This is a genomic window from Pseudomonas sp. P135 (assembly GCF_020312125.1).
Lineage (GTDB): Bacteria > Pseudomonadota > Gammaproteobacteria > Pseudomonadales > Pseudomonadaceae > Aquipseudomonas > Aquipseudomonas fragariae.
Map to the genome: position 1 here is coordinate 428,466 of NZ_JAGPYR010000004.1, position 21,419 is coordinate 449,884.

General features: G+C 59.7%; 24 protein-coding genes. 23 read left to right on the plus strand and 1 reads right to left on the minus strand.

The annotated features are described in order from the left end of the window. Positions 1-3 precede the first annotated feature (3 nt). Together secF and KBY08_RS08885 are read left to right on the plus strand one after the other, a co-directional pair. Positions 4-915, plus strand: coding sequence for a protein translocase subunit SecF (gene secF / locus KBY08_RS08880; protein WP_004666079.1), 912 nt, complete (start codon positions 4-6; stop codon positions 913-915). Positions 916-1,023: 108 nt separating this feature from the next. Beyond that, on the plus strand, positions 1,024-1,563 hold the full coding sequence (locus tag KBY08_RS08885; RefSeq protein ID WP_003421912.1) for a glycine zipper 2TM domain-containing protein: 540 nt from the start codon (positions 1,024-1,026) through the stop codon (positions 1,561-1,563). A 67-nt stretch (positions 1,564-1,630) separates the two neighbouring features. On the opposite strand, the gene suhB is transcribed toward KBY08_RS08885, so the two are convergent. Further along, a complete protein-coding gene (gene suhB, locus KBY08_RS08890; protein WP_003314166.1) occupies positions 1,631-2,446 on the minus strand; it encodes an inositol-phosphate phosphatase in 816 nt (271 codons plus the stop codon). A gap of 215 nt (positions 2,447-2,661) precedes the next feature. Here suhB and trmJ point away from each other — a divergent pair, with 215 nt between their 5' ends. From trmJ to KBY08_RS08995, 21 genes are all read left to right on the plus strand, one after another. Next, the gene (trmJ, locus tag KBY08_RS08895) at positions 2,662-3,426 is read left to right on the plus strand and encodes a tRNA (cytosine(32)/uridine(32)-2'-O)-methyltransferase TrmJ (protein WP_024642821.1); all 765 of its coding nucleotides are present in this window, start codon (positions 2,662-2,664) and stop codon (positions 3,424-3,426) included. Further along, positions 3,426-4,202, plus strand: a complete 777-nt coding sequence (cysE, locus tag KBY08_RS08900; RefSeq protein WP_024660534.1) for a serine O-acetyltransferase — start codon at positions 3,426-3,428, stop codon at positions 4,200-4,202. Before trmJ ends, cysE begins: the two co-directional genes overlap by 1 nt. Before the next feature lie 158 nt (positions 4,203-4,360). After that, positions 4,361-4,852, plus strand: coding sequence for a Fe-S cluster assembly transcriptional regulator IscR (iscR, locus tag KBY08_RS08905; protein WP_002552474.1), 492 nt, complete (start codon positions 4,361-4,363; stop codon positions 4,850-4,852). Positions 4,853-4,896: 44 nt separating this feature from the next. After that, positions 4,897-6,111 (plus strand): IscS subfamily cysteine desulfurase, encoded by a 1,215-nt coding sequence (locus KBY08_RS08910; RefSeq protein ID WP_003365095.1) that lies wholly within the window; start codon positions 4,897-4,899, stop codon positions 6,109-6,111. Positions 6,112-6,192: 81 nt separating this feature from the next. After that, positions 6,193-6,579, plus strand: coding sequence for a Fe-S cluster assembly scaffold IscU (iscU, locus tag KBY08_RS08915; protein ID WP_002552476.1), 387 nt, complete (start codon positions 6,193-6,195; stop codon positions 6,577-6,579). A gap of 71 nt (positions 6,580-6,650) precedes the next feature. Beyond that, positions 6,651-6,974, plus strand: coding sequence for an iron-sulfur cluster assembly protein IscA (iscA, locus tag KBY08_RS08920; protein ID WP_024642820.1), 324 nt, complete (start codon positions 6,651-6,653; stop codon positions 6,972-6,974). A gap of 10 nt (positions 6,975-6,984) precedes the next feature. Further along, a complete protein-coding gene (gene hscB, locus KBY08_RS08925) occupies positions 6,985-7,506 on the plus strand; it encodes a co-chaperone HscB (protein ID WP_003339753.1) in 522 nt (173 codons plus the stop codon). 44 nt (positions 7,507-7,550) lie between these two features. Continuing rightward, positions 7,551-9,413, plus strand: coding sequence for a Fe-S protein assembly chaperone HscA (hscA, locus tag KBY08_RS08930; protein WP_111522042.1), 1,863 nt, complete (start codon positions 7,551-7,553; stop codon positions 9,411-9,413). 3 nt (positions 9,414-9,416) lie between these two features. Then, positions 9,417-9,758: an ISC system 2Fe-2S type ferredoxin gene (gene fdx / locus KBY08_RS08935; RefSeq protein ID WP_004406488.1), complete on the plus strand. Its 342-nt coding sequence runs from the start codon at positions 9,417-9,419 to the stop codon at positions 9,756-9,758. Between the two features lie 14 nt (positions 9,759-9,772). Next, positions 9,773-9,973, plus strand: coding sequence for a Fe-S cluster assembly protein IscX (iscX, locus tag KBY08_RS08940; RefSeq protein WP_003415412.1), 201 nt, complete (start codon positions 9,773-9,775; stop codon positions 9,971-9,973). Between the two features lie 96 nt (positions 9,974-10,069). Then, the gene (ndk, locus tag KBY08_RS08945; protein WP_002552482.1) at positions 10,070-10,495 is read left to right on the plus strand and encodes a nucleoside-diphosphate kinase; all 426 of its coding nucleotides are present in this window, start codon (positions 10,070-10,072) and stop codon (positions 10,493-10,495) included. Positions 10,496-10,528: 33 nt separating this feature from the next. After that, positions 10,529-11,677 carry a 23S rRNA (adenine(2503)-C(2))-methyltransferase RlmN gene (gene rlmN, locus KBY08_RS08950; RefSeq protein WP_111522041.1) on the plus strand — a complete coding sequence of 383 codons (1,149 nt, stop codon included), beginning with the start codon at positions 10,529-10,531 and terminating at the stop codon, positions 11,675-11,677. A gap of 26 nt (positions 11,678-11,703) precedes the next feature. After that, positions 11,704-12,462: a type IV pilus biogenesis/stability protein PilW gene (gene pilW / locus KBY08_RS08955; RefSeq protein WP_003409116.1), complete on the plus strand. Its 759-nt coding sequence runs from the start codon at positions 11,704-11,706 to the stop codon at positions 12,460-12,462. Beyond that, complete coding sequence (locus KBY08_RS08960) at positions 12,462-13,466, plus strand: helix-turn-helix domain-containing protein (RefSeq protein ID WP_032656373.1); 1,005 nt, start codon at positions 12,462-12,464, stop codon at positions 13,464-13,466. Before pilW ends, KBY08_RS08960 begins: the two co-directional genes overlap by 1 nt. Positions 13,467-13,469: 3 nt before the next feature. Continuing rightward, entirely contained in the window at positions 13,470-14,579 is a 1,110-nt protein-coding gene (gene ispG, locus KBY08_RS08965) for a flavodoxin-dependent (E)-4-hydroxy-3-methylbut-2-enyl-diphosphate synthase (protein WP_004406481.1), read from the plus strand. Between the two features lie 22 nt (positions 14,580-14,601). Next, on the plus strand, positions 14,602-15,891 hold the full coding sequence (gene hisS / locus KBY08_RS08970) for a histidine--tRNA ligase (protein ID WP_032656375.1): 1,290 nt from the start codon (positions 14,602-14,604) through the stop codon (positions 15,889-15,891). A gap of 39 nt (positions 15,892-15,930) precedes the next feature. Next, a complete protein-coding gene (locus KBY08_RS08975; protein ID WP_002552488.1) occupies positions 15,931-16,572 on the plus strand; it encodes a YfgM family protein in 642 nt (213 codons plus the stop codon). Beyond that, on the plus strand, positions 16,565-17,719 hold the full coding sequence (bamB, locus tag KBY08_RS08980; protein WP_024642815.1) for an outer membrane protein assembly factor BamB: 1,155 nt from the start codon (positions 16,565-16,567) through the stop codon (positions 17,717-17,719). The genes KBY08_RS08975 and bamB overlap by 8 nt, the downstream gene beginning before the upstream one ends. Before the next feature lie 138 nt (positions 17,720-17,857). Next, a complete protein-coding gene (der, locus tag KBY08_RS08985) occupies positions 17,858-19,330 on the plus strand; it encodes a ribosome biogenesis GTPase Der (RefSeq protein WP_011266911.1) in 1,473 nt (490 codons plus the stop codon). A 109-nt stretch (positions 19,331-19,439) separates the two neighbouring features. Beyond that, the gene (locus KBY08_RS08990; protein WP_054092904.1) at positions 19,440-20,588 is read left to right on the plus strand and encodes a pyridoxal phosphate-dependent aminotransferase; all 1,149 of its coding nucleotides are present in this window, start codon (positions 19,440-19,442) and stop codon (positions 20,586-20,588) included. Then, entirely contained in the window at positions 20,576-21,367 is a 792-nt protein-coding gene (locus KBY08_RS08995; protein ID WP_103377973.1) for an amidohydrolase, read from the plus strand. The genes KBY08_RS08990 and KBY08_RS08995 overlap by 13 nt, the downstream gene beginning before the upstream one ends. The last annotated feature ends 52 nt before the right edge of the window (positions 21,368-21,419 follow it).

The window sequence follows — 21,419 nt, forward strand, 5'->3', positions numbered from 1 at the left end:
GCCATGTTACGTACCATCAACTTCATGGGCGTTCGCAATGTTGCGTTCGCCATCACGATGCTCCTTACCGCACTGGCGTTGTTCAGCTGGTTCCATAAAGGGCTCAACTTTGGTCTGGACTTCACCGGCGGTACGCTCATCGAGCTGACCTACGAACGTCCCGCCGACCTGGGCAAGGTCCGTCAGGAGCTGGTTTCGGCGGGCTATCACGAAGCCGTTGTACAGAGCTTCGGCGCCACCACTGACTTGCTGGTGCGCATGCCGGGTGAAGACCCGCAACTGGGCACTCAGGTTGCCGAGGCGCTGCGCAAGGCCGGTGCCGATAACCCGGCAGTGGTCAAGCGTGTCGAATTCGTCGGCCCGCAGGTGGGTGAAGAGCTGCGCGATCAGGGCGGCCTCGGCATGCTGATGGCGCTGGGCGGTGTTCTGATCTACCTGGCATTCCGCTTCCAGTGGAAATTCGCCGTCGGGGCGATCATCTCGCTGATCCACGACGTGGTGGTGACGATGGGTATCCTGTCGTTCTTCCAGATCACCTTCGACCTGACGGTGCTGGCGGCGGTGCTGGCGATCATCGGTTACTCGCTGAACGACACCATCGTGGTCTTCGACCGGGTACGCGAAAACTTCCGCCTGCTGCGCAAGGCTTCGCTGATCGAGAACATCAACATCTCCACCACCCAGACACTGCTGCGCACCATTGCCACCTCGGTTTCGACCCTGCTAGCGATCGTGGCATTGTGGGCATTTGGCGGCGACAGCCTGGAAGGCTTCTCCATCGCGTTGTTCATCGGTGTGCTGGCGGGTACCTACTCGTCCATCTACATCGCCAACGTGGTGCTGATCTGGCTGAACCTGACCACCGAGGACCTGATTCCTCCAGTGGTCGTCGAGAAGGCTGACGACCTGCCGTAGATCCGGCCATCATAAAAAAGGCGCGAGTGCTGAACTCGCGCCTTTTTTTATGCTCCAAGGCTAGGCATTGCGCAGCCATGCTGCGTTTCGATTGGTCAGGAGGTTCAAGTGAACAAGTCTATGCTTGTTGGTGCTGTGTTAGGTGCTGCTGTCGTGACTGCTGGCGGCGCCGTTGCCACCTATAGCTTGGTCAAGGGTGGTCCTGAGTATGCGGATGTATTGGCGGTAGAGCCGATCAACCAGCAGATCAAAACCCCCCGTGAAGTTTGCAAGGACGTAACCGTTACCCGTCAGGCGCCGGTCAAGGACCAGCATCAGATCGTCGGTAGCGTGATTGGCGCGGTTGCCGGTGGTTTGCTCGGCAATCAGGTCGGCGGTGGTAATGGCAAGAAAATCGCCACGGTCGCGGGCGCGCTCGGCGGTGGGTATGCCGGTAACAAGGTTCAGGAAGGCATGCAGGAGCGTGACACCTACACCACTACGCAGAACCGCTGCACGACGGTCAACGATGTGAGCGACAAGGTTGTGGGCTACAACGTCAAATACAAGTTGAATGAGAAGGTCGGTCAGGTTCGTATGGAGCGTGATCCGGGTAGCCAGATTCCGGTCGACAAGAACGGTCAGCTGATACTGGGTCAGGCGCAATAACGCCAGTCGCTGAGTTTCACAAGACATAAAAAAAACCGGCTTGCGCCGGTTTTTTTATGCCTGCCGCTTAACGCTTGAGCGAAGCTGGCAGGTGCGGTGCGATCGCGGTCAGAACCGCCTTGAAGCACTTGGTATTGCCGGCAACGATGTGGCCTTTCTCGAGGAAGTCGTGACCGCCGGTGAAGTCGCTGACCAGGCCGCCTGCTTCCTGAATGAGCAGGGCGCCCGCAGCCATGTCCCACTCGGACAGGCCTGACTCCCAGAACGCATCGAAGCGACCAGCAGCAACATAAGCCAGGTCGAGGCTGGCAGCGCCTGCGCGGCGGATGCCGGCGGTCTGGCCTACCAGGCTGCGGAACATACCCAGGTAGTTCTCGATGTTGTCCATCTGGTTGTCACGAAACGGGAAGCCGGTGCCGAGCAGGGCGCCTTCCAGGCTCTTGCGCTGGCTGACGCGCAGGCGGCGACCGTTCAGGGCTGCGCCACGACCACGGCTGGCGGTGAATTCTTCCTGGCGGACCGGATCGAGAACCACGGCGTGCTCGAGGCGGCCGCGGTATTTGCAGGCGATGCTGACAGCAAAGTGCGGGATGCCGCGAACGAAGTTGGTGGTGCCGTCCAGTGGATCGATGATCCACAGGTAGTCGGTGCCTTCGCCGCTGCCTTCGTGCAGGCCGCTTTCTTCGCCGAGAATGCCGTGAGTCGGGTAGGCCTTGCGCAGAGCGGTGATGATGCTTTGCTCGGCAGCGCGGTCGATCTCTGTGACGTAGTCTTTGGCTTCTTTTTCGTCAACCTTGATGGTATCCAGGCGCTCGATGGAGCGGAAAATCAATTCGCTGGCGCTGCGGGCGGCGCGCAGCGCGATATTCAGCATGGGCTGCATGGATAATTCACCTAAGGTTGTTAAAGAGAGCCGGGCATTCTATGGGCTGATTCGAATTATTTCCAGCCTTGCGTTGTTACGGTTGTCGGGTTCGTGTGTGTTTTTTTGCGTCCGGCGCGGTCGCTTCTGCGGTTGCGGTCCGCACAGCTTCATAGCGTTAGCCGAGCCGTTTCTGTAAGATTTGCCCCCCTAATTCGTGTCAGTGAGCGTTCGCTTTGTTGCAGAACATTCGTGTTGTCCTGGTCGGCACTACCCATCCCGGAAATATCGGCGGGGCGGCTCGCGCCATGAAAAACATGGGGCTTTCGCGTCTGGTGCTGGTCGATCCGCGGATCTTCCCTTCGCCCGATGCCGATGCGCGTGCGTCCGGCGCTACCGACATCCTCGAGGGCGCGCAGGTAGTGGCGACCCTCGAAGAAGCGCTGGTCGGCTGCCGTCTGGTGCTGGGCACCAGCGCGCGGGATCGAAGCCTGCCGTGGCCCATGCTGGATCCGCGCGCCTCGGGTGAAAAAGTCATCGAGCAGGCCGGTGAGGGCGCCGAGGTGGCGCTGGTGTTCGGTCGTGAGCACGCGGGCTTGACCAACGAAGAGCTGCAGCGCTGCCACTTCCATGTGCACATCCCGTCTGACCCTGTGTTCAGTTCGCTCAATCTGGCGGCTGCCGTACAGGTGCTCAGTTATGAGGTGCGCGTGGCCTGGCTGGCTGCGGCGGAGCAGGGCGAGGCTTCCAAGCCCGCCTCGGCGCACAATGCCGAGCTGGCGACGATGGACGAAATGGAAGGTTTCTACACCCATCTTGAGGCCACGCTTGTGGCTATCGGCTTTCTTGATCCGGAAAAGCCGCGGCATCTGATGGCCCGGCTGCGCAGACTGTACGGGCGTAGCGAAGTCGAACGTTCCGAGCTGAGTATCCTGCGCGGTGTGCTCACCGAAACCCAGAAAGCCGCACGCGGTGAACCCTACAAGCGAAAGGATCAGTGATGTTCGAGCGTCTGCGAGAAGACATTCAAAGCGTGTTCCACCGCGATCCCGCAGCGCGCAACGCCTTTGAAGTCCTGACCTGCTATCCGGGGATGCACGCGATCTGGCTGCACCGCTTCGCCCATATTCTGTGGCGCAACGGCTGGAAATGGCCAGCGCGGGTAGTCTCGAACTTCGGCCGCTGGATGACCGGTATCGAGATCCATCCGGGGGCGCGCATCGGTCGCCGCTTTTTTATCGACCACGGCATGGGCATCGTGATTGGCGAGACCGCCGAGATCGGTAATGACGTCACCCTCTATCAGGGCGTGACCCTGGGCGGCACCAGCTGGAATGCCGGCAAGCGCCATCCGACGCTGGAAGACGGTGTGGTGGTCGGGGCGGGCGCCAAGGTGCTCGGGCCGTTCACGGTGGGGGCGGGTGCCAAGATCGGCTCCAACGCAGTGGTCACCAAGGCCGTGCCTGCGGGCGCAACCGCAGTGGGTATTCCGGGGCGGATCATCGTCAAGTCGGACGACGAGGTTGAGGCCAGGCGTAAAGCCATGGCCGAGAAGCTCGGTTTCGACGCGTACGGTGTCAGTGCAGATATGCCTGATCCGGTCGCGCGCGCCATTGGCCAGTTGCTTGACCATTTGCAGGCTGTCGACGGCCGTCTCGAAGGCATGTGCGATGCGCTCGGCAGGCTTGGCAGCGATTACCGCGCCAAGGAGCTGCCGGAGCTGCGCGACGAGGTATTCGACTGCGTGAAAGACCGTCAGGACGACAAGGTCGGCTAGGTATTGCAGCGGGCGAGCGCGTGCCATTACGCCGCACCTTTGCTATGATGCAGCCCGCACTTTTCGCTAATCCCGACTGTTTTACTTGGTCTAATAGTTGACTCTTTTACTCGGGAATAGCATACTCGCTCTCATTCCGAACCTCTGCGGTATACGCCATGCGACTGACTACTAAAGGCCGATACGCTGTAACAGCCATGCTTGACCTGGCGTTGCATGCGCAGAACGGGCCAGTGTCTCTGGCCGACATCTCCGAGCGGCAGGGGATTTCCCTGTCATACCTCGAGCAGCTGTTCGCCAAGCTGCGTCGCGGCAATCTGGTTTCCAGTGTTCGTGGTCCGGGTGGTGGTTACCAGCTGTCGCGCGACATGAAAGGCATCCAGGTTGCTCAGGTTGTCGATGCAGTCAATGAATCGGTCGATGCCACGCGGTGTCAGGGTCTGGGCGATTGCCACGCCGGCGATACCTGCCTGACCCACCACCTGTGGTGCGACCTGAGCCAGCAGATTCACGAATTTCTAAGCGGTATCAGCTTGGCGGATCTTGTCACTCGCCGTGAGGTACAAGAAGTCGCTCAGCGCCAGGATATGCGCCGTGGTCATAACCACATGTCGCAACTGGGTAAGATCGAAACGTCCGCCGTCGAATGAACGCAGATGAATGAGCGGTGCGCCTGCCTGATAGGAGAGCTTCAATGAAATTGCCAATTTACCTCGACTACTCCGCGACGACTCCGGTCGATCCGCGTGTCGCGCAGAAAATGATCGATTGCCTGACCGTCGAAGGAAACTTCGGCAACCCGGCCTCGCGCTCCCACGTCTTTGGCTGGAAAGCCGAAGAAGCGGTCGAGAACGCCCGTCGTCAGGTCGCTGATCTGGTCAACGCCGATCCGCGCGAAATCGTCTGGACCTCGGGTGCTACCGAATCCAACAACCTGGCTATCAAGGGTGTTGCGCATTTCTATGCCAGCAAAGGCAAGCACCTGATCACCTCCAAGGTCGAACACAAGGCTGTCCTCGACACCACTCGCCAGCTGGAACGCGAAGGTTTCGAAGTGACCTACATCGAGCCCGGTGAAGACGGTCTGATCACGCCTGCCATGATTGAAGCGGCACTGCGCGACGACACCATTCTGGTTTCGATCATGCATGTGAACAACGAGATCGGCACGATCAACGATATTGCCGCGATCGGTGAACTGACCCGTTCGCGCGGTGTGCTGTTCCACGTCGATGGCGCGCAGTCGACCGGCAAGGTTGAAATCGATCTGGCCAGCCTCAAGGTTGACCTGATGTCGTTCTCTGCACACAAGACCTACGGCCCTAAAGGCATCGGCGCACTCTACGTCAGCCGCAAGCCACGTGTTCGCCTTGAGGCGACCATGCACGGCGGCGGTCACGAGCGCGGCATGCGTTCCGGCACCCTGGCGACCCACCAGATCGTCGGCATGGGCGAAGCATTCCGTATCGCCAAGGAAGAAATGGCTGCTGAAAACGTGCGCATCAAGGCACTCAGCGATCGTTTCTTCAAGCAGGTCGAAAATCTGGAAGAGCTGTACGTCAACGGCAGCCTGACTGCCCGCGTACCGCACAACCTGAACCTGAGCTTCAACTATGTCGAAGGCGAGTCGCTGATCATGGCACTCAAGGATCTGGCGGTATCGTCCGGTTCGGCCTGTACTTCGGCCTCGCTGGAGCCCTCGTACGTGCTGCGTGCCCTGGGTCGCAACGATGAGCTGGCGCACAGCTCGATTCGTTTCACCTTCGGCCGGTTCAGCACCGAAGAAGAGATCGATTACGCCGCGCAGAAGGTTTGCGAGGCTGTCACCCGGCTGCGCACACTTTCGCCGCTGTGGGACATGTTCAAAGACGGCGTCGACATCTCCAAGATCGAGTGGGCGGCGCACTAATTTAAAGTCGCCTCCAATGCAGGTCATGGGCAATTGCGCGTGACCTGCAGAGCGGCTCCCTGATGTGAGAGGAATAGAATCATGGCTTACAGCGAAAAGGTCATCGACCACTACGAAAATCCACGTAACGTCGGCAAGATGAACGCGGAAGATCCTGACGTTGGCACCGGCATGGTCGGCGCTCCTGCGTGCGGCGACGTGATGCGTCTGCAGATCAAGGTCAACGAGCAGGGCGTTATCGAAGACGCTAAGTTCAAGACCTACGGCTGCGGTTCGGCCATCGCGTCCAGCTCCCTGGCGACCGAGTGGATGAAAGGCAAGACTCTGGATGAAGCAGAGACCATCAAGAACACTCAGCTGGCTGAAGAGCTGGCACTGCCGCCAGTGAAGATTCACTGCTCGGTACTCGCTGAAGACGCCATCAAGGCCGCCGTTCGCGACTACAAGCAGAAGAAAGGTCTGCTGTAAGCAGGCTTTTCAAGAGAAGCTTGCAACAGAGTCAACTGCAACAGGCTAATGCAACAGGCTAAGGAGTTCCGATGTCTATCAGCATGACAGAAGCTGCCGCTAACCACGTACGACGTTCCCTCGAGGGGCGCGGCAAGGGTGACGGCGTTCGTCTGGGTGTTCGCACCACAGGCTGTTCAGGTCTTGCCTATGTGCTCGAGTTCGTCGATGAGGCGGCCAGCGAAGACACCGTGTTCGAAATGCACGGCGTCAAGGTGATCATTGACCCGAAAAGTCTGGTCTATCTGGATGGCACCGAGCTCGACTTCGTGCGCGAAGGGTTGAACGAAGGCTTCAAGTTCAACAATCCCAACTCGCGCGGTGAGTGCGGCTGTGGCGAAAGCTTCAACGTCTGAGGCTTTTATTGTGGGTACTCCCTGTCACTTCGCCCTGTTTGACCTCAAGCCCGAGTTTCAGCTTGATCTTGACCAGCTGGCCACGCGCTACCGTGAGCTTGCGCGCAACGTGCATCCGGATCGTTTTGCGGATGCCCCCGAGCGTGAGCAGCGTGTGGCGCTGGAGCGCTCGGCCAGTCTCAACGAGGCCTATCAGACCCTGAAAAGCCCGCCGAAAAGGGCGCGTTATCTGCTGGCAATGAACGGCAACGAAGTGCCGCTAGAAGTCACGGTGCATGATCCCGAGTTTCTTCTGCAGCAGATGCAATTGCGCGAAGACCTCGAGGACTTGCAGGACGAGGCTGATCTGGCCGGCGTCGCGACCTTCAAGCGTCAGCTCAAGATCGCTCAGGACGAACTGAACCAGAGCTTCGCAGCCTGTTGGAATGATGCTGCACAACGCGAGCACGCTGAAAAGCTGATGCGGCGTATGCAGTTTCTCGACAAGCTCTCTCACGAAGTGCGCCAGTTAGAAGAGCGCCTCGACGATTAACCCCGCGCGGCTTCGGCCGCGCGCCAGTGATTATTCTGAACAGCATGGCTTTACTGCAGATCGCCGAACCCGGCCTGAGTCCTCAACCGCACCAGCGTCGTCTGGCTGTGGGTATCGACCTGGGCACTACCAATTCTCTGGTTGCTGCAGTACGCAGCGGCCTGTCCGAACCGCTGGCCGATGCAGAGGGGCAGGTCATTCTGCCGTCTGCCGTGCGCTATCACGCTGATCGTGTCGAAGTAGGGCAGTCAGCGAAGATCGCCGCCTCCCAGGACCCGTTCAATACCGTTCTATCGGTCAAGCGTCTCATGGGCCGTGGTCTGACCGACGTCAAGCAACTGGGCGAGCAACTGCCGTACCGGTTCGTCGGCGGTGAGTCGCACATGCCGTTCATCGACACCGTGCAGGGGCCGAAAAGCCCGGTCGAAGTGTCTGCCGACATCCTCAAGGTCCTGCGCCAGCGCGCAGAAGCCTCACTGGGTGGCGAGCTGGTAGGCGCGGTGATCACCGTTCCTGCCTACTTCGATGACGCTCAGCGTCAGGCGACCAAGGACGCTGCCAGACTGGCGGGACTCAATGTACTGCGCCTGCTCAATGAGCCTACGGCTGCGGCGGTGGCCTACGGCCTGGATCAAAAGGCCGAAGGTGTGGTTGCCATCTATGACCTGGGCGGCGGAACCTTCGATATTTCGATCCTGCGCCTGACCGGTGGTGTGTTTGAAGTACTGGCCACTGGCGGCGATACCGCTCTGGGTGGCGATGACTTCGATCATGCGATAGCCAGCTGGATTGTCACGGATGCCGGTCTGTCAGCCGATATTGACCCTTCCGCGCAGCGCAGCCTGCTGCAGGCTGCCTGCTCGGCCAAGGAAGCGCTGACTCACGCCGAGTCTGTCGAGGTCGTCTACGGTGAGTGGCGTGGCACGCTGACGCGCGAGGCGCTCAATGCGCTGATCGAACCTATGATTGCCCGCAGCCTCAAGGCCTGTCGTCGTGCGGTGCGTGATACTGGTATCGAGCTTGAAGAAGTCGAGGCGGTGGTCATGGTCGGCGGTTCGACCCGTGTTCCGCGAGTGCGCGAAGCGGTGGCCGAGCTGTTCGGTCGTCAGCCGCTGACCGAGATCGACCCGGATCAGGTGGTGGCCATCGGGGCTGCGATCCAGGCCGATACCCTGGCCGGCAACAAGCGTGACGGTGGCGAACTGCTGCTCCTCGATGTGATTCCGCTCTCGCTGGGGCTGGAAACCATGGGCGGGCTGATGGAGAAAGTCATTCCGCGCAACACCACCATTCCTGTGGCGCGTGGTCAGGAATTCACCACGTACAAGGATGGCCAGACGGCCATGAAGATTCATGTCCTGCAGGGCGAGCGTGAATTGATCAGCGACTGTCGTTCGCTGGCGCGCTTCGAACTGCGTGGCATCCCGCCGATGGTCGCTGGCGCGGCAAAGATTCGTGTCACTTTCCAGGTCGATGCTGATGGTCTGCTCAGCGTCTCGGCGCGTGAAATGGGCTCGGGCATCGAGTCGAGCATTCAGGTCAAGCCGTCCTACGGGCTGACCGATGACGAGGTCACCCGCATGCTCAAGGATTCCTTCGAGTATGCCGGCGACGACAAGGTCGCTCGCGTGCTGCGTGAGCATCAGGTTGATGCCGAGCGTCTGCTCGAAGCTGTTCAGGGTGCTCTGGACGCCGATGGCGAGCGTCTTCTCGACGAGGAAGAGCGCCTGGTCATCAACCTGCAGATGGACGAACTCCGTGAACTGATGCAAGGCACCGATGGTTATGCCATCGAGCAGCAGACCAAGCGTCTGTCGCAGGTGACCGATGCGTTTGCTGCCCGACGCCTCGATTCGACGGTAAAAGCCGCACTGGCCGGGCGCAACTTGAATGAGATTGAGGAATAACTGATGCCGCAGGTGATTTTTCTGCCCCACGCCGAGCATTGCCCGGACGGGCTGGTTGTAGAAGTGGAGCCCGGCACGTCTATTCTCGACATTGCCCACGAGCACCACATCGAGATTGAAAGCGCCTGTGGTGGCGTGTGTGCGTGCACTACCTGCCATTGCGTCATTCGCGAAGGGTTCGATTCGCTGAATGAGGCCGATGAGCTGGAAGAAGACATGCTCGACAAGGCGTGGGGGCTGGAACGGCAGTCACGTCTGTCCTGTCAGGCCATTGTCGGCAACGAAGACCTGACGGTCGAAATACCCAAGTATTCGCTCAACCACGCCGCTGAAGCGCCGCACTGATTCAAGGATTGCTCATGAGTCTCAAATGGGTTGATGTTCAGGAAATCGCCATCCAGCTGGCTGAAAGCCACCCGGAGGTAAATCCGCTCACCGTGAGCTTCCCCAGGCTGCGTGGTCTGGTCATGGCCTTGCCTGAATTCGATGACCATCCGGACCGCAGCGGGGAAAAGGTCCTGGAAGCGATCCAGACATTGTGGATCGAAGAGCTGGATTGACGTTCAGTAACGCGCGCAGTTAGGCAATACACCAGAACCCGCGTATAATTCGCGGGTTTAATTTTTCGCTTCAATCACTGCTTCTGGAGTTTCACCATGGCTGTTCAACGTACTTTCTCCATCATCAAGCCTGACGCCGTTGCCAAGAACGTAATCGGCGAGATCACCACTCGTTTCGAAAAAGCCGGTCTGCGCGTTGTCGCTTCCAAGCTGAAGCAACTGTCCAAGGCCGAAGCTGAAGGTTTCTACGCTGAGCACAGCGCTCGCGGTTTCTTCGGCGACCTGGTTGCTTTCATGATCTCCGGTCCGGTTGTCGTTCAGGTTCTGGAAGGCGAAAACGCTATCGCTCTGAACCGTGAGCTGATGGGCGCTACCAACCCTAAAGAAGCGGCTGCCGGCACCATCCGTGCTGACTTCGCTGATTCCATCGACGCCAACGCTGTTCACGGCTCCGATTCCGAAGCAGCCGCCGCTCGCGAAATCTCGTACTTCTTCGCAGCTACCGAAGTAACCGCTCGCTAAGTCATTTTTGACTGACGAGTGAAGGGTGAATTCATGATTGCATCGACTGGTAAAACCAACCTGCTGGGGCTGACTCAACAGGAAATGGAGAAATTCTTCGACTCTATCGGGGAGAAGCGCTTCCGTGCCGGTCAGGTCATGAAGTGGATTCACCACTTCGGCGTCGACGATTTCGACGCGATGACGAACCTCAGCAAGGCCCTGCGCGAAAAGCTCAAGGCCTGTGCTGAGGTTCGCGGTCCTGAAGTGGTCAGCGAGGACATCTCCAGCGACGGCACCCGTAAATGGGTGGTGCGCGTAGAGTCCGGCAGCTGTGTCGAGACCGTCTATATTCCGCAGGGCAAGCGCGGCACCTTGTGTGTTTCGTCCCAGGCGGGCTGTGCCCTGGATTGCAGTTTCTGCTCCACGGGCAAGCAAGGCTTCAACAGCAACCTCACCGCCGCCGAAGTCATCGGTCAGGTGTGGATTGCCAACAAATCCTTTGGCAGCGTCCCGGCGACCGTCGACCGTGCCATCACCAACGTGGTGATGATGGGCATGGGTGAGCCGCTGCTGAACTTCGACAATGTCATTGCCGCCATGCATCTGATGATGGATGACCTGGGGTATGGCATTTCCAAACGCCGGGTGACCTTGTCCACTTCCGGTGTGGTACCGATGATCGATGAGCTTTCCAAGCACATCGACGTGTCCCTGGCCTTGTCGCTGCACGCACCGAACGATGCGCTGCGCAACCAGCTGGTGCCGATCAACAAGAAATACCCGCTGAAAATGCTTCTCGAGTCCTGCCGTCGCTACATGTCCAGTCTGGGCGAAAAGCGTGTGCTCACCATCGAGTACACCATGCTCAAGGACATCAACGACAAGGTAGAGCACGCGGTCGAGATGATCGAACTGCTCAAGGACACGCCTTGCAAGATCAACCTGATCCCGTTCAACCCGTTTCCGCACTCCGGTTACGAGCGTCCCAGCAATAACGCGATACGTCGTTTTCAGGACCTGTTGCATCAGGCCGGTTATAACGTCACTGTGCGCACCACGCGTGGTGAAGACATCGATGCTGCATGCGGCCAGTTGGTCGGGCAGGTGATGGACCGCACACGCCGTAGCGAACGCTATATAGCCGTGCGTGAGTTGAGCGCCGAGGCCGATGCGGCCCCTGTCGCGGTGACTCGAACCTGACTGCGAACCTGACCGAGAGAGACCCCATGCCTGTGCGTGCCTCGCTGCTGCTCTGTGTTGTCGTCTTGCTGACAGCGTGCGTGTCCACCGGCAACGTCAACCCGCTGACGACGGCCCAGGGGCGCGAGGAAGCGCGCAAGGCTTACGTGCAGCTGGGGCTGGGTTATTTTCAGCAGGGCCAGACCGAGCGTGCCAAGGTTCCGCTGAAAAAGGCGCTCGAACTCGACAGTTCCGATGCGCAGGCCAACGCCGCGCTGGCCCTGGTGTTCCAGACAGAGATGGAGCCGGAGCTGGCTGAGCAGTACTTTCGCAAGGCGTTGGCCGCTAGCAATAACGAAACACGCATCGTCAATAATTACGGCAGTTTTCTGTTCGAACAAAAGCGTTACAAGGAAGCCTACGAGCGTTTTGAACAGGCGGCTGCCGACAACCTGTATCCTGAGCGGTCACGGGTTTTTGAAAGCCTGGGCATGACCTCGCTGAAACTGGGCAACCGCGAGCAGGCTCGCGAGCATTTTACCAAGGCATTGCGCCTGGACCGTCAGTTGCCGTTATCCTTGCTGGAAATGGCTCAGCTGTCCTACGAAGACAAGCAATATGTGCCGGCGCGTGACTATTACGACCGTTTTAGCCAGCTCAGCGAGCAAAATGCACGTAGTCTATTGCTCGGTACGCGGCTGGCGAAGATATATGATGATCGTAACAAGGCGGCCAGCTTTGGCCTGCTGTTGAAAAGACTCTATCCCGGTACGCCGGAATATCAGCAATACCTGTCGGAGCAATGATGAAAGCGGCGCATCCCGAAGTTGTAGCAACCAATCGCGTGAATCCTGGAGAAACCCTGCGCCAGGCCCGCGAGAGCAGGAGCTGGTCGCTGCCAGATGTGGCCTTGAGATTGAATCTCACCGTGACCTCCCTGACCAATCTGGAGAACGGCCAGTTTGAAAAGCTGCCTGGGCATACGTTTGCCCGGGGTTATGTGCGTGCTTACGCCAAACTGCTTGACCTTGATCAGGCGGCGCTGGTCGAGCAGTTCGACCAGTTCACCGGCACCGACGGTAAAGGCAGTTCGGTTCACGCGCTGGGCCGTATCGAAGAGCCGGTCAGGCTGTCGCACAATATTCTGCGTATCGTCAGCCTGCTGTTGCTGGTGATTCTGGTCGGCGGCGGTTTCTTCTGGTGGCAGGATCAGGCGACCTTGCGCGGCAAGGATCAGTCCGGGCTGAACATGGAGCACGTCGAAGTCGAAAGCGCGGATGGCACCACGCAGATTCACCCGCTTGACGAACCGGAAGAGCCTGCTGTGGCTGAAACGCCTGCCTCTGGACAAACTTCCTTGCCGTTGAATACCGGTGCGCCTGCCAGTGAGGCGCCCGCTGCTGCGCCTGCGGCCCCGGCTTCCAGCGTCACAGGTCACGCAACCGCACAACCACAGACACCTGCTGCTGCCACGCCACCGGCGAGCGCGCCTCAAGCACCCGTTGCTGCGCCGAACGTGCCGTCGATGCCGACTGCACCTGCCGAGCAGCCAGCGCCTGTCGCGGCGGGTGCCGGTCAGGTGACCGTACAGTTCGTTGCCGACTGCTGGACCCAGGTCACTGACGGGAACGGCAAGGTGCTGGTCAGCGGTCTCAAGCGCAAGGGCGAGAGTCTGGATGTCAACGGCAAGCCGCCGTTGACCCTGCGTCTGGGCTACGCGCGCGGTGCGCAGGTCAGCTACAACGGTCAGCCTGTGGATGTAGCACCTTTTACCAGCGGCGAAACTGCTCGCCTGAAGCTAGGGCAATAAGTCATGCACGGCGAATCTCCAATCAAGCGTCGCGAATCCCGGAAAATATGGGTCGGTTCCGTACCGGTCGGCGGTGATGCGCCGATCGCGGTGCAGAGCATGACCAACAGCGATACCAACGATGTGGCCGCTACCGTGGCACAGATCAATCGTCTGGAAGCGGCGGGTGTCGACATCGTGCGTGTTTCGGTGCCGGACATGGACGCTGCCGAAGCATTCGGCCGCATCAAGCAACTGGTCAAGGTGCCGCTGGTCGCCGACATTCACTTCGATCACCGCATCGCCTTGCGTGTGGCGGAGCTGGGCGTCGACTGTCTGCGTATCAACCCGGGCAACATCGGTCGCGAAGACCGTGTGCGGGCGGTGGTCGATGCTGCACGTGATCGGGGCATCCCGATCCGTATCGGCGTCAATGCCGGTTCGCTGGAAAAAGACCTGCAGAAGAAGTACGGCGAGCCCACGCCAGAGGCCCTGGTAGAGTCTGCGCTGCGCCATGTCGAGCATCTGCAACGCCTGAACTTTCAGGACTTCAAGGTCAGCGTCAAGGCTTCCGATGTGTTCATGGCGGTCGCGGCCTATCGGCTGCTGGCCAAGGAGATTGTTCAGCCGCTGCACCTGGGCATCACCGAAGCCGGTGGCTTGCGTTCGGGTACGGTGAAATCGGCTGTCGGTCTCGGTATGCTGCTTGCCGAAGGAATTGGCGATACTATCCGCATCTCGCTGGCGGCTGACCCGGTCGAGGAAGTGAAGGTCGGGTACGACATTCTCAAATCGTTGCGCCTTCGTTCGCGTGGAATCAACTTCATCGCCTGTCCGAGCTGCTCGCGGCAGAACTTCGATGTGGTCAAGACCATGAACGAGCTGGAAGGTCGACTCGAGGATTTGCTGGTGCCGCTCGATGTCGCGGTCATCGGTTGTGTGGTCAATGGTCCGGGCGAAGCCAAAGAGGCGCACATCGGCCTGACCGGTGGCACGCCGAACCTGATCTACATCGACGGCAAACCCGCGCAGAAACTGACCAATGACAATCTCGTGAATGAGCTGGAACGCTTGATTCGCGAGAAAGCGGCTGAAAAAGCCGAAGCCGACGCCTCGGTCATCGTGCGCGGCTAACCCGGATTGCTAAGGATTTTTTGTGAGTAAGTCTCTACAAGCCATTCGTGGCATGAACGACATTCTGCCCGAGCAGACGCCGCTGTGGCGTCACTTCGAAGGCACTGTTGCCCGTCTGCTGGATAACTACGGTTACCGGCAGATTCGTATGCCTATCGTCGAATTCACCGAGCTGTTCAAGCGCTCCATCGGTGAAGTGACCGATATCGTCGAGAAAGAGATGTACACCTTCGCCGACCGCAACGGCGACTCTCTGACCCTGCGCCCTGAAGGCACTGCCGCGTGCGTGCGTGCGGTCCTCGAGCACGGCATCACTGGCGGCGGCCAGGTTCAGAAACTGTGGTACATCGGTCCGATGTTCCGTCACGAGCGCCCGCAGAAAGGCCGTTATCGTCAGTTTCACCAGATCGGTGTCGAGGTCTTCAACCTGGACGGTCCCGATATCGATGCCGAACTGATTGTCATGACCTGGCGCCTGTGGGGCCTGCTGGGCATTCGCAACGCCGTCAAGCTCGAGCTGAACAGCCTGGGCACCAGCGAGGCGCGTGCGCGTTATCGCGAGGCGCTGGTCGAATACCTCTCGGCACGTCTCGACCAACTGGACGAAGACAGCCAGCGCCGCCTGAAAACCAACCCGTTGCGCGTGCTGGACACCAAGCACCCTGAAACCCAGGCTGTGCTGATCGATGCGCCGAAACTGGCTGACTATCTGGATGACGAATCCCGCGTTCACTTCGAAGGCCTGAAGGCCCGTCTGGACGCCGCCGGTATTCCTTATGTGATCAATCCCAAGCTGGTGCGTGGCCTGGATTACTACAGCAAGACCGTTTTCGAGTGGGTCACCGACCAGCTCGGTGCCCAGGGTACGGTCTGTGCGGGCGGTCGTTACGACGGTCTGGTCGAGCAGATGGGCGGCAAGCCTACTGCAGGCGTCGGTTTCGCGATGGGCATCGAGCGACTGGTGCTGCTGCTCGAAACCCTTGAGCAGGTGCCGGAAGAGATTGCCCGTCAGGTCGATGTCTACCTGTGCGCATTTGGCGAAGCCGCCGAGCTGGCTGCGCTGGCACTGACCGAAAAGGTGCGTGATCAGCTGCCGACTCTGCGGTTGCAGGTCAACGCCGGTGCCGGCAGCTTCAAAAGCCAGTTCAAGAAAGCCGACAAGAGCGGTGCGCTGTACGCGCTGATCCTCGGCGAAGAAGAACTGGCGGCGAAGGTCATTGGCGTCAAACCCCTGCGCGGTCAGGGTGAACAACAAAATATTGCCTGGGATGCTCTGTCGGAGCACCTGGCCTCCTGCGTCGTGCAGGGTTGAAGCTGATTTAACAGCCGTTTAGCGAATAGGAGTATTGGGGTGTCGGGTACCGAAGATGAAGAGCTGGCGGTAATGAAGGACTGGTGGCAGCGCAACGGCAAACCTCTGTTGACCGGCGGTCTGCTTGCGCTGGTCGTGGTTCTGGGTTGGCAGTTCTGGCACAGGTATCAGGCCAGCCAGTCGCAAGGCGCCTCGATGCTTTATCAGCAATTGCTGGAAACCGCACTGACGCCCAGTGGCCAGGCAGACACCGCACGTGTCGCCGAGATCTCCGGCAAACTGAAAAGCGAATTCGGTGGCACTACCTACGCACAGTTCGGTAGCCTGTTCGTCGCCAAGGTGGCGGTCGATGCCGGCAAGCTGGATGATGCTGCAGCCGAGCTGAAAACCGTGGCCGACAAGCCTGCCAACGACACGCTGGGCGAGATTGCCCGTCAGCGTCTGGCACGCGTGCTGGCTGCGCAGAACAAGACCGATGACGCGCTGAAGCTGCTCGACGGCGATGCCGACAAGGCTTTCCTCGCCAGTCGTGAAGAACTCAAGGGTGACCTGCTGGTACAGCTGGGTCGTACCGACGAGGCGTATGCTGCATACCAAAAGGCCAAATCTGCTCTGTCCGAAGACGCAGCAGTGGGTGGCCTGCAAATGAAGCTCGACGATCTGGCGAAAGGGGATGCGTGACGTGATTCGTTGGAAACATGCAGCATTGCTGGCTCTGGCCATTCTGGCCGCGGGTTGCAGCAGCAACAGCAAAAAGGAATTGCCTCCGGCCGAGCTGACCGACTTCAAAGAAGAAGTGGTTCTGCACAAGCAGTGGAGCCGTTCCGTTGGCGACGGCCAGGGCAAGACTTACAACATGCTCGTGCCAGCCATTGACGGCGACCGCATCTATGCGGCGGACGTCACGGGCGAAGTCGTGTCGCTGGATCGTCTGACTGGCGACGTGATCTGGAAGAAGGATCTCGATCTGCCCGTTTCCGGTGCAGTCGGCGTGGGCTATGGCCTGGTAATGATCGGCACCCTCAAGGGTGAAGTGATTGCCATGGACGCCACGTCCGGTGAGGAAAAGTGGCGCGCCCATGTGACCAGTGAAGTGCTGGCTCCGCCGGCCACCAACGGTTCTGTGGTCGTTGTCCAGACTCAGGATGACCGCATCGTCGGTTTCGACGCTTCTACCGGTTCGCAGCTCTGGATCTACGAAAGTACGCCGGCGGTGCTGACCCTGCGCGGCACGGGTGCTCCGCTGGCAACCAACCGTCTTGCCGTAGCGGGTCTGTCGACCGGCAAGGTCGTCGCTCTGGATATCACCAACGGCGTGCCGATCTGGGAACAGCGTGTTGCCATCCCGCAAGGCCGCTCGGAACTGGATCGTGTCGTCGATATCGACGGCGGCCTGTTGCTGTCCGGCGGTACGCTGTACGTCGCTACCTATCAGGGTCGCGTCGCCGGTCTCGATCTGGAAAGCGGTCGTGTGCTCTGGCAGCGTGATGCTTCGAGCTACTCGGGTGTCGCCCAGGGCTTTGGCAGCGTCTATGCCACTCTGGCCTCCGGTACTGTCGAAGGTATCGACGAGCGTTCGTCCTCTGCACTGTGGAGCAACGAATCACTGGCTCGCCGCCAGCTCGGCGCGCCGGAAGTGTATTCCAGCTACGTAGCGGTCGGTGACATGGAAGGCTACCTGCACCTGTTGAGCCAGGTGGACGGTCGTTTTGTCGGTCGCGAACGTATCGACAGCGACGGCCTGCGTGCGCGTCCGCTGGTGGTTGGGGACATGATTTACGTGTATGGCAACAGCGGCAAACTGGAAGCCCTGACCATCAAGCAATAAGTGTCCATGCCCGGGGCCAATGGCCCCGGGTGCCCTTGCTTCGGCAAGGCTGCGGTGCCTTTGTGGCATCGCCCCGAACTCCGGCCGCTGCCCTGCAGCGGCTTTTGTATTTTCTGAAATAACGAAGTGGAGAGCCGCATGGTTCCCGTAATCGCCCTGGTGGGTCGACCGAACGTCGGCAAGTCCACCATGTTCAACCGCCTGACCAGGACTCGCGACGCCATTGTCGGCGATCTGTCCGGTCTTACCCGTGATCGCCAATACGGAGAGGCGAAGTGGCAAGGGCGCTCCTATATTCTGATCGACACCGGCGGTATCTCCGGTGACGAGCATGGCATGGACGAAAAGATGGCCGAGCAGTCGCTGCTGGCCATTGAAGAAGCCGATGTGGTGCTGTTTCTGGTGGACGCCCGTGCGGGCTACACCGCTGCTGATCAGATGATTGGTGAGCACCTGCGCAAGCGCAACAAGCGTTCCTACGTAGTTGCCAACAAGATCGACAACATCGACGAGAACCTGGCGCGTGCCGAGTTCAGCCCGATGGGTCTGGGCGACGCCATTCCGGTGGCCGGTGCCCACGGCCGTGGCATCTCGCAGATGCTTGAAATCGCCCTGCGGGAATTCCCCAGGGACGAGGACGAGCCTGAAGAGGGCGTTGAGGTCGAGGAAGTCGCCGAAGGTCAGGAAGCCAAGCGCATCCCCGGCCCGAGCGAGAAAGACGGCATCAAGATCGCCATCATCGGTCGTCCCAACGTCGGCAAGTCGACGCTGGTCAACCGCATGCTGGGTGAAGACCGGGTTATCGTCTATGACGAGCCAGGCACCACGCGCGACAGTATCTACATTCCCTTCGAGCGTAACGAAGAGAAGTACACGCTGATCGACACCGCCGGTGTGCGCAAGCGCGGCAAGATCCACGAGGAAGTCGAAAAGTTCTCGGTGGTCAAGACGCTGCAGGCCATCAAGGACGCCAACGTGGTGATCTTTGTGATGGACGCCCGCGAAGGTGTGGTCGACCACGACCTGAACCTGCTGGGCTTCGCCCTTGAAGCGGGTCGTGCGCTGGTCATCGCGCTGAACAAGTGGGACGGCATGACGCCGGGCGAACGCGATTTCGTGAAGATCGAACTGGAGCGCCGGTTGTTCTTCGTCGACTTCGCCGACATCCACTTTATCTCGGCCATGCATGGCACGGGCGTGGGCAACCTGTATCAGTCGGTACAGAACTCGTTCAAGTCCGCGGTAACGCGCTGGCCAACCAGCCGCCTGACGCAGATTCTCGAAGATGCGGTCAGCGAGCATGCGCCACCGATGGTCGGCAGCCGCCGCATCAAGCTGCGTTATGCCCACCTGGGGGGTGCCAACCCGCCGCTGATCGTAATCCACGGTAACCAGGTCGAGAAGGTACCCAAGTCCTACGTCCGTTATCTGGAAAACACCTACCGGCGTGTGCTCAAGCTGGTCGGTACGCCAATCCGTATCGAGTTCAAGGGCGGCGAGAACCCGTATGAAGGCAACAAGAACACGCTCACTGACCGTCAGGTCAACAAGAAGCGTCGGATGATGTCGCACCACAAGAAGGCCGACAAGAAGCGCCGCGACAAGCGCTGAGTCAGCATCGGGAAAAAGGCGCTTCGGCGCCTTTTTTTGTGGCCGTTTAATGGGCTATCCTGCTTGACCCGTGCCGCCCGGTGCCGGGAGATTGCAGGGAAAGGGTTCCATGATCGACAGCAAGTTGCCCAACGTGGGCACCACTATCTTCACCGTCATGTCACAGCTGGCCGCCGAAACCGGCGCTATCAACCTGTCCCAGGGGTTTCCCGATTTTGACGGGCCGCAGGCGCTGCGTGATGCAGTCTGCCGACACGTCACTCAAGGCCATAACCAATACTCACCGATGACCGGCCTGCCTGCGCTTCGTCAGCAAGTCGCGGCAAAGATCGCCCGCAGCTATGGGCGTACGGTCAATCCGGACAGCGAAATCACCATCACACCGGGTGCCACGCAGGCGATTTTCTGCGCGATCCATAGCGTTATTCGCGCTGGTGACGAAGTGATCATTTTCGACCCTTGCTATGACAGCTACGAGCCCGCCGTCGAACTGGCCGGTGGGCGCTGCGTGCATGTGCAACTGGGGCTGGATGACTTCTCCATCGACTGGCAAAAGCTCAGCGATGCGCTGAGCCCGCGTACCCGCATGATCGTCATCAACAGCCCGCACAACCCCAGCGGCGCGTTGATCAGCCGTGCAGAGCTCGATCGGCTGGCCGCGTTGATTGCCGATCGCCACATCTACCTGCTCAGCGACGAAGTCTATGAGCATCTGGTGTTCGACGGCGCACGCCATGTCAGTGTGCTTGACCATGAAGCGTTGTATCAGCGCGCCTTCGTCGTCAGCTCGTTCGGCAAGACGTATCACGTCACTGGCTGGAAAACCGGCTATGTGGTCGCGCCGCCAGCATTGACCGCCGAGTTGCGCAAGGTGCATCAGTATGTGAGCTTCTGCGGTGTCACGCCTTTGCAGTACGCGTTGGCCGACTTCATGGCCGAACACCCGGAGCATGTCGATGAACTGCCAGGCTTTTATCAGGCCAAGCGCGACTTTTTCTGTGGTCATCTGGCCGAGTCGCGTTTCAGCTTCCGGCCGGTGGGCGGGACTTATTTCCAGTTGGTCGATTACTCGCAGATCAGGCCCGACCTCAACGATGTCGACATGGCCTTGTGGATGACCCGTGAACACGGTGTGGCGAGCATTCCGATTTCTGTGTTCTACCAGAGCCCGCCAGCAGGGCAGCGCCTGATCCGCCTGTGCTTTGCCAAACAGGAAGAGACGTTGCGTCAGGCGGCGGAGAAACTATGCGCGATCTAAGCGGGCTGCCGAACCTCAACCTCGCGCTGATCCAGACCACGCTGGCGTGGCATGATCGCGAGGCCAATCTCGAGCATTTCGAGCCATTGCTGGATCAGGCGCGCGGCGCGGACCTGGTGATCCTGCCGGAAATGTTCACCACCGGGTTCTCGATGGAGTCCGAGGCGCTGTCAGAACCGGAAGCCGGGCCTACATCGGCATGGCTACTGGCGCAGGCCAGGCGTATCGACGCCGTAGTGACCGGCAGCGTCATGATCCGCGCTGCCGATGGCAGTCATCGCAACCGCTTGCTGTGGGCGCGACCGGATGGTGCGCTGCTGCATTACGACAAGCGCCACCTGTTTCGCATGGCCGGAGAGCACGAGCATTACACGCCGGGCGATCGCCAGGTCATGTTTGAACTCAACGGCTGGCGTGTACGGCCGCTGATCTGCTATGACCTGCGCTTTCCGGTCTGGAGCCGTGACGCTCAGGACACCGACCTGTTGCTGTACACCGCCAACTGGCCGGGTGCGCGGCGTCTGCACTGGAATCGCTTGCTGCCTGCCAGAGCCATTGAAAACCTGTGCTATGTGGCGGCAGTCAACCGGGTCGGATCGGACGGCAAGGGCTTCGCTTACACTGGTGACAGTCAGGTTCTGGATTTCCAGGGCGAGAGCCTGTTGAGCGTGGGCGAAGCGGACGGAGTGTTCAAGGCGAAGCTAAGCGCGGCAGACTTGCATGCCTATCGCACACGGTTTCCAGCCGGGCTGGATGCTGATTCATTTAATATTGAATAAAAGTACTTCAGAATGTTTCTGGTCGGCCGATAGCTTCTCCAGAATTCCTGGA

Coding starts and splice junctions, on each gene's coding strand:
- secF (WP_004666079.1), top strand. CDS start 4: ATGTTACGTACCATCAACTTCATGGGCGTTCGCAATGTTGCGTTCGCC.
- suhB (WP_003314166.1), bottom strand. CDS start 2,446: ATGCAGCCCATGCTGAATATCGCGCTGCGCGCCGCCCGCAGCGCCAGC.
- cysE (WP_024660534.1), top strand. CDS start 3,426: ATGTTCGAGCGTCTGCGAGAAGACATTCAAAGCGTGTTCCACCGCGAT.
- iscR (WP_002552474.1), top strand. CDS start 4,361: ATGCGACTGACTACTAAAGGCCGATACGCTGTAACAGCCATGCTTGAC.
- KBY08_RS08910 (WP_003365095.1), top strand. CDS start 4,897: ATGAAATTGCCAATTTACCTCGACTACTCCGCGACGACTCCGGTCGAT.
- iscU (WP_002552476.1), top strand. CDS start 6,193: ATGGCTTACAGCGAAAAGGTCATCGACCACTACGAAAATCCACGTAAC.
- iscA (WP_024642820.1), top strand. CDS start 6,651: ATGTCTATCAGCATGACAGAAGCTGCCGCTAACCACGTACGACGTTCC.
- hscA (WP_111522042.1), top strand. CDS start 7,551: ATGGCTTTACTGCAGATCGCCGAACCCGGCCTGAGTCCTCAACCGCAC.
- fdx (WP_004406488.1), top strand. CDS start 9,417: ATGCCGCAGGTGATTTTTCTGCCCCACGCCGAGCATTGCCCGGACGGG.
- iscX (WP_003415412.1), top strand. CDS start 9,773: ATGAGTCTCAAATGGGTTGATGTTCAGGAAATCGCCATCCAGCTGGCT.
- ndk (WP_002552482.1), top strand. CDS start 10,070: ATGGCTGTTCAACGTACTTTCTCCATCATCAAGCCTGACGCCGTTGCC.
- rlmN (WP_111522041.1), top strand. CDS start 10,529: ATGATTGCATCGACTGGTAAAACCAACCTGCTGGGGCTGACTCAACAG.
- pilW (WP_003409116.1), top strand. CDS start 11,704: ATGCCTGTGCGTGCCTCGCTGCTGCTCTGTGTTGTCGTCTTGCTGACA.
- KBY08_RS08960 (WP_032656373.1), top strand. CDS start 12,462: ATGAAAGCGGCGCATCCCGAAGTTGTAGCAACCAATCGCGTGAATCCT.
- ispG (WP_004406481.1), top strand. CDS start 13,470: ATGCACGGCGAATCTCCAATCAAGCGTCGCGAATCCCGGAAAATATGG.
- bamB (WP_024642815.1), top strand. CDS start 16,565: ATGCGTGACGTGATTCGTTGGAAACATGCAGCATTGCTGGCTCTGGCC.
- der (WP_011266911.1), top strand. CDS start 17,858: ATGGTTCCCGTAATCGCCCTGGTGGGTCGACCGAACGTCGGCAAGTCC.
- KBY08_RS08990 (WP_054092904.1), top strand. CDS start 19,440: ATGATCGACAGCAAGTTGCCCAACGTGGGCACCACTATCTTCACCGTC.
- KBY08_RS08995 (WP_103377973.1), top strand. CDS start 20,576: ATGCGCGATCTAAGCGGGCTGCCGAACCTCAACCTCGCGCTGATCCAG.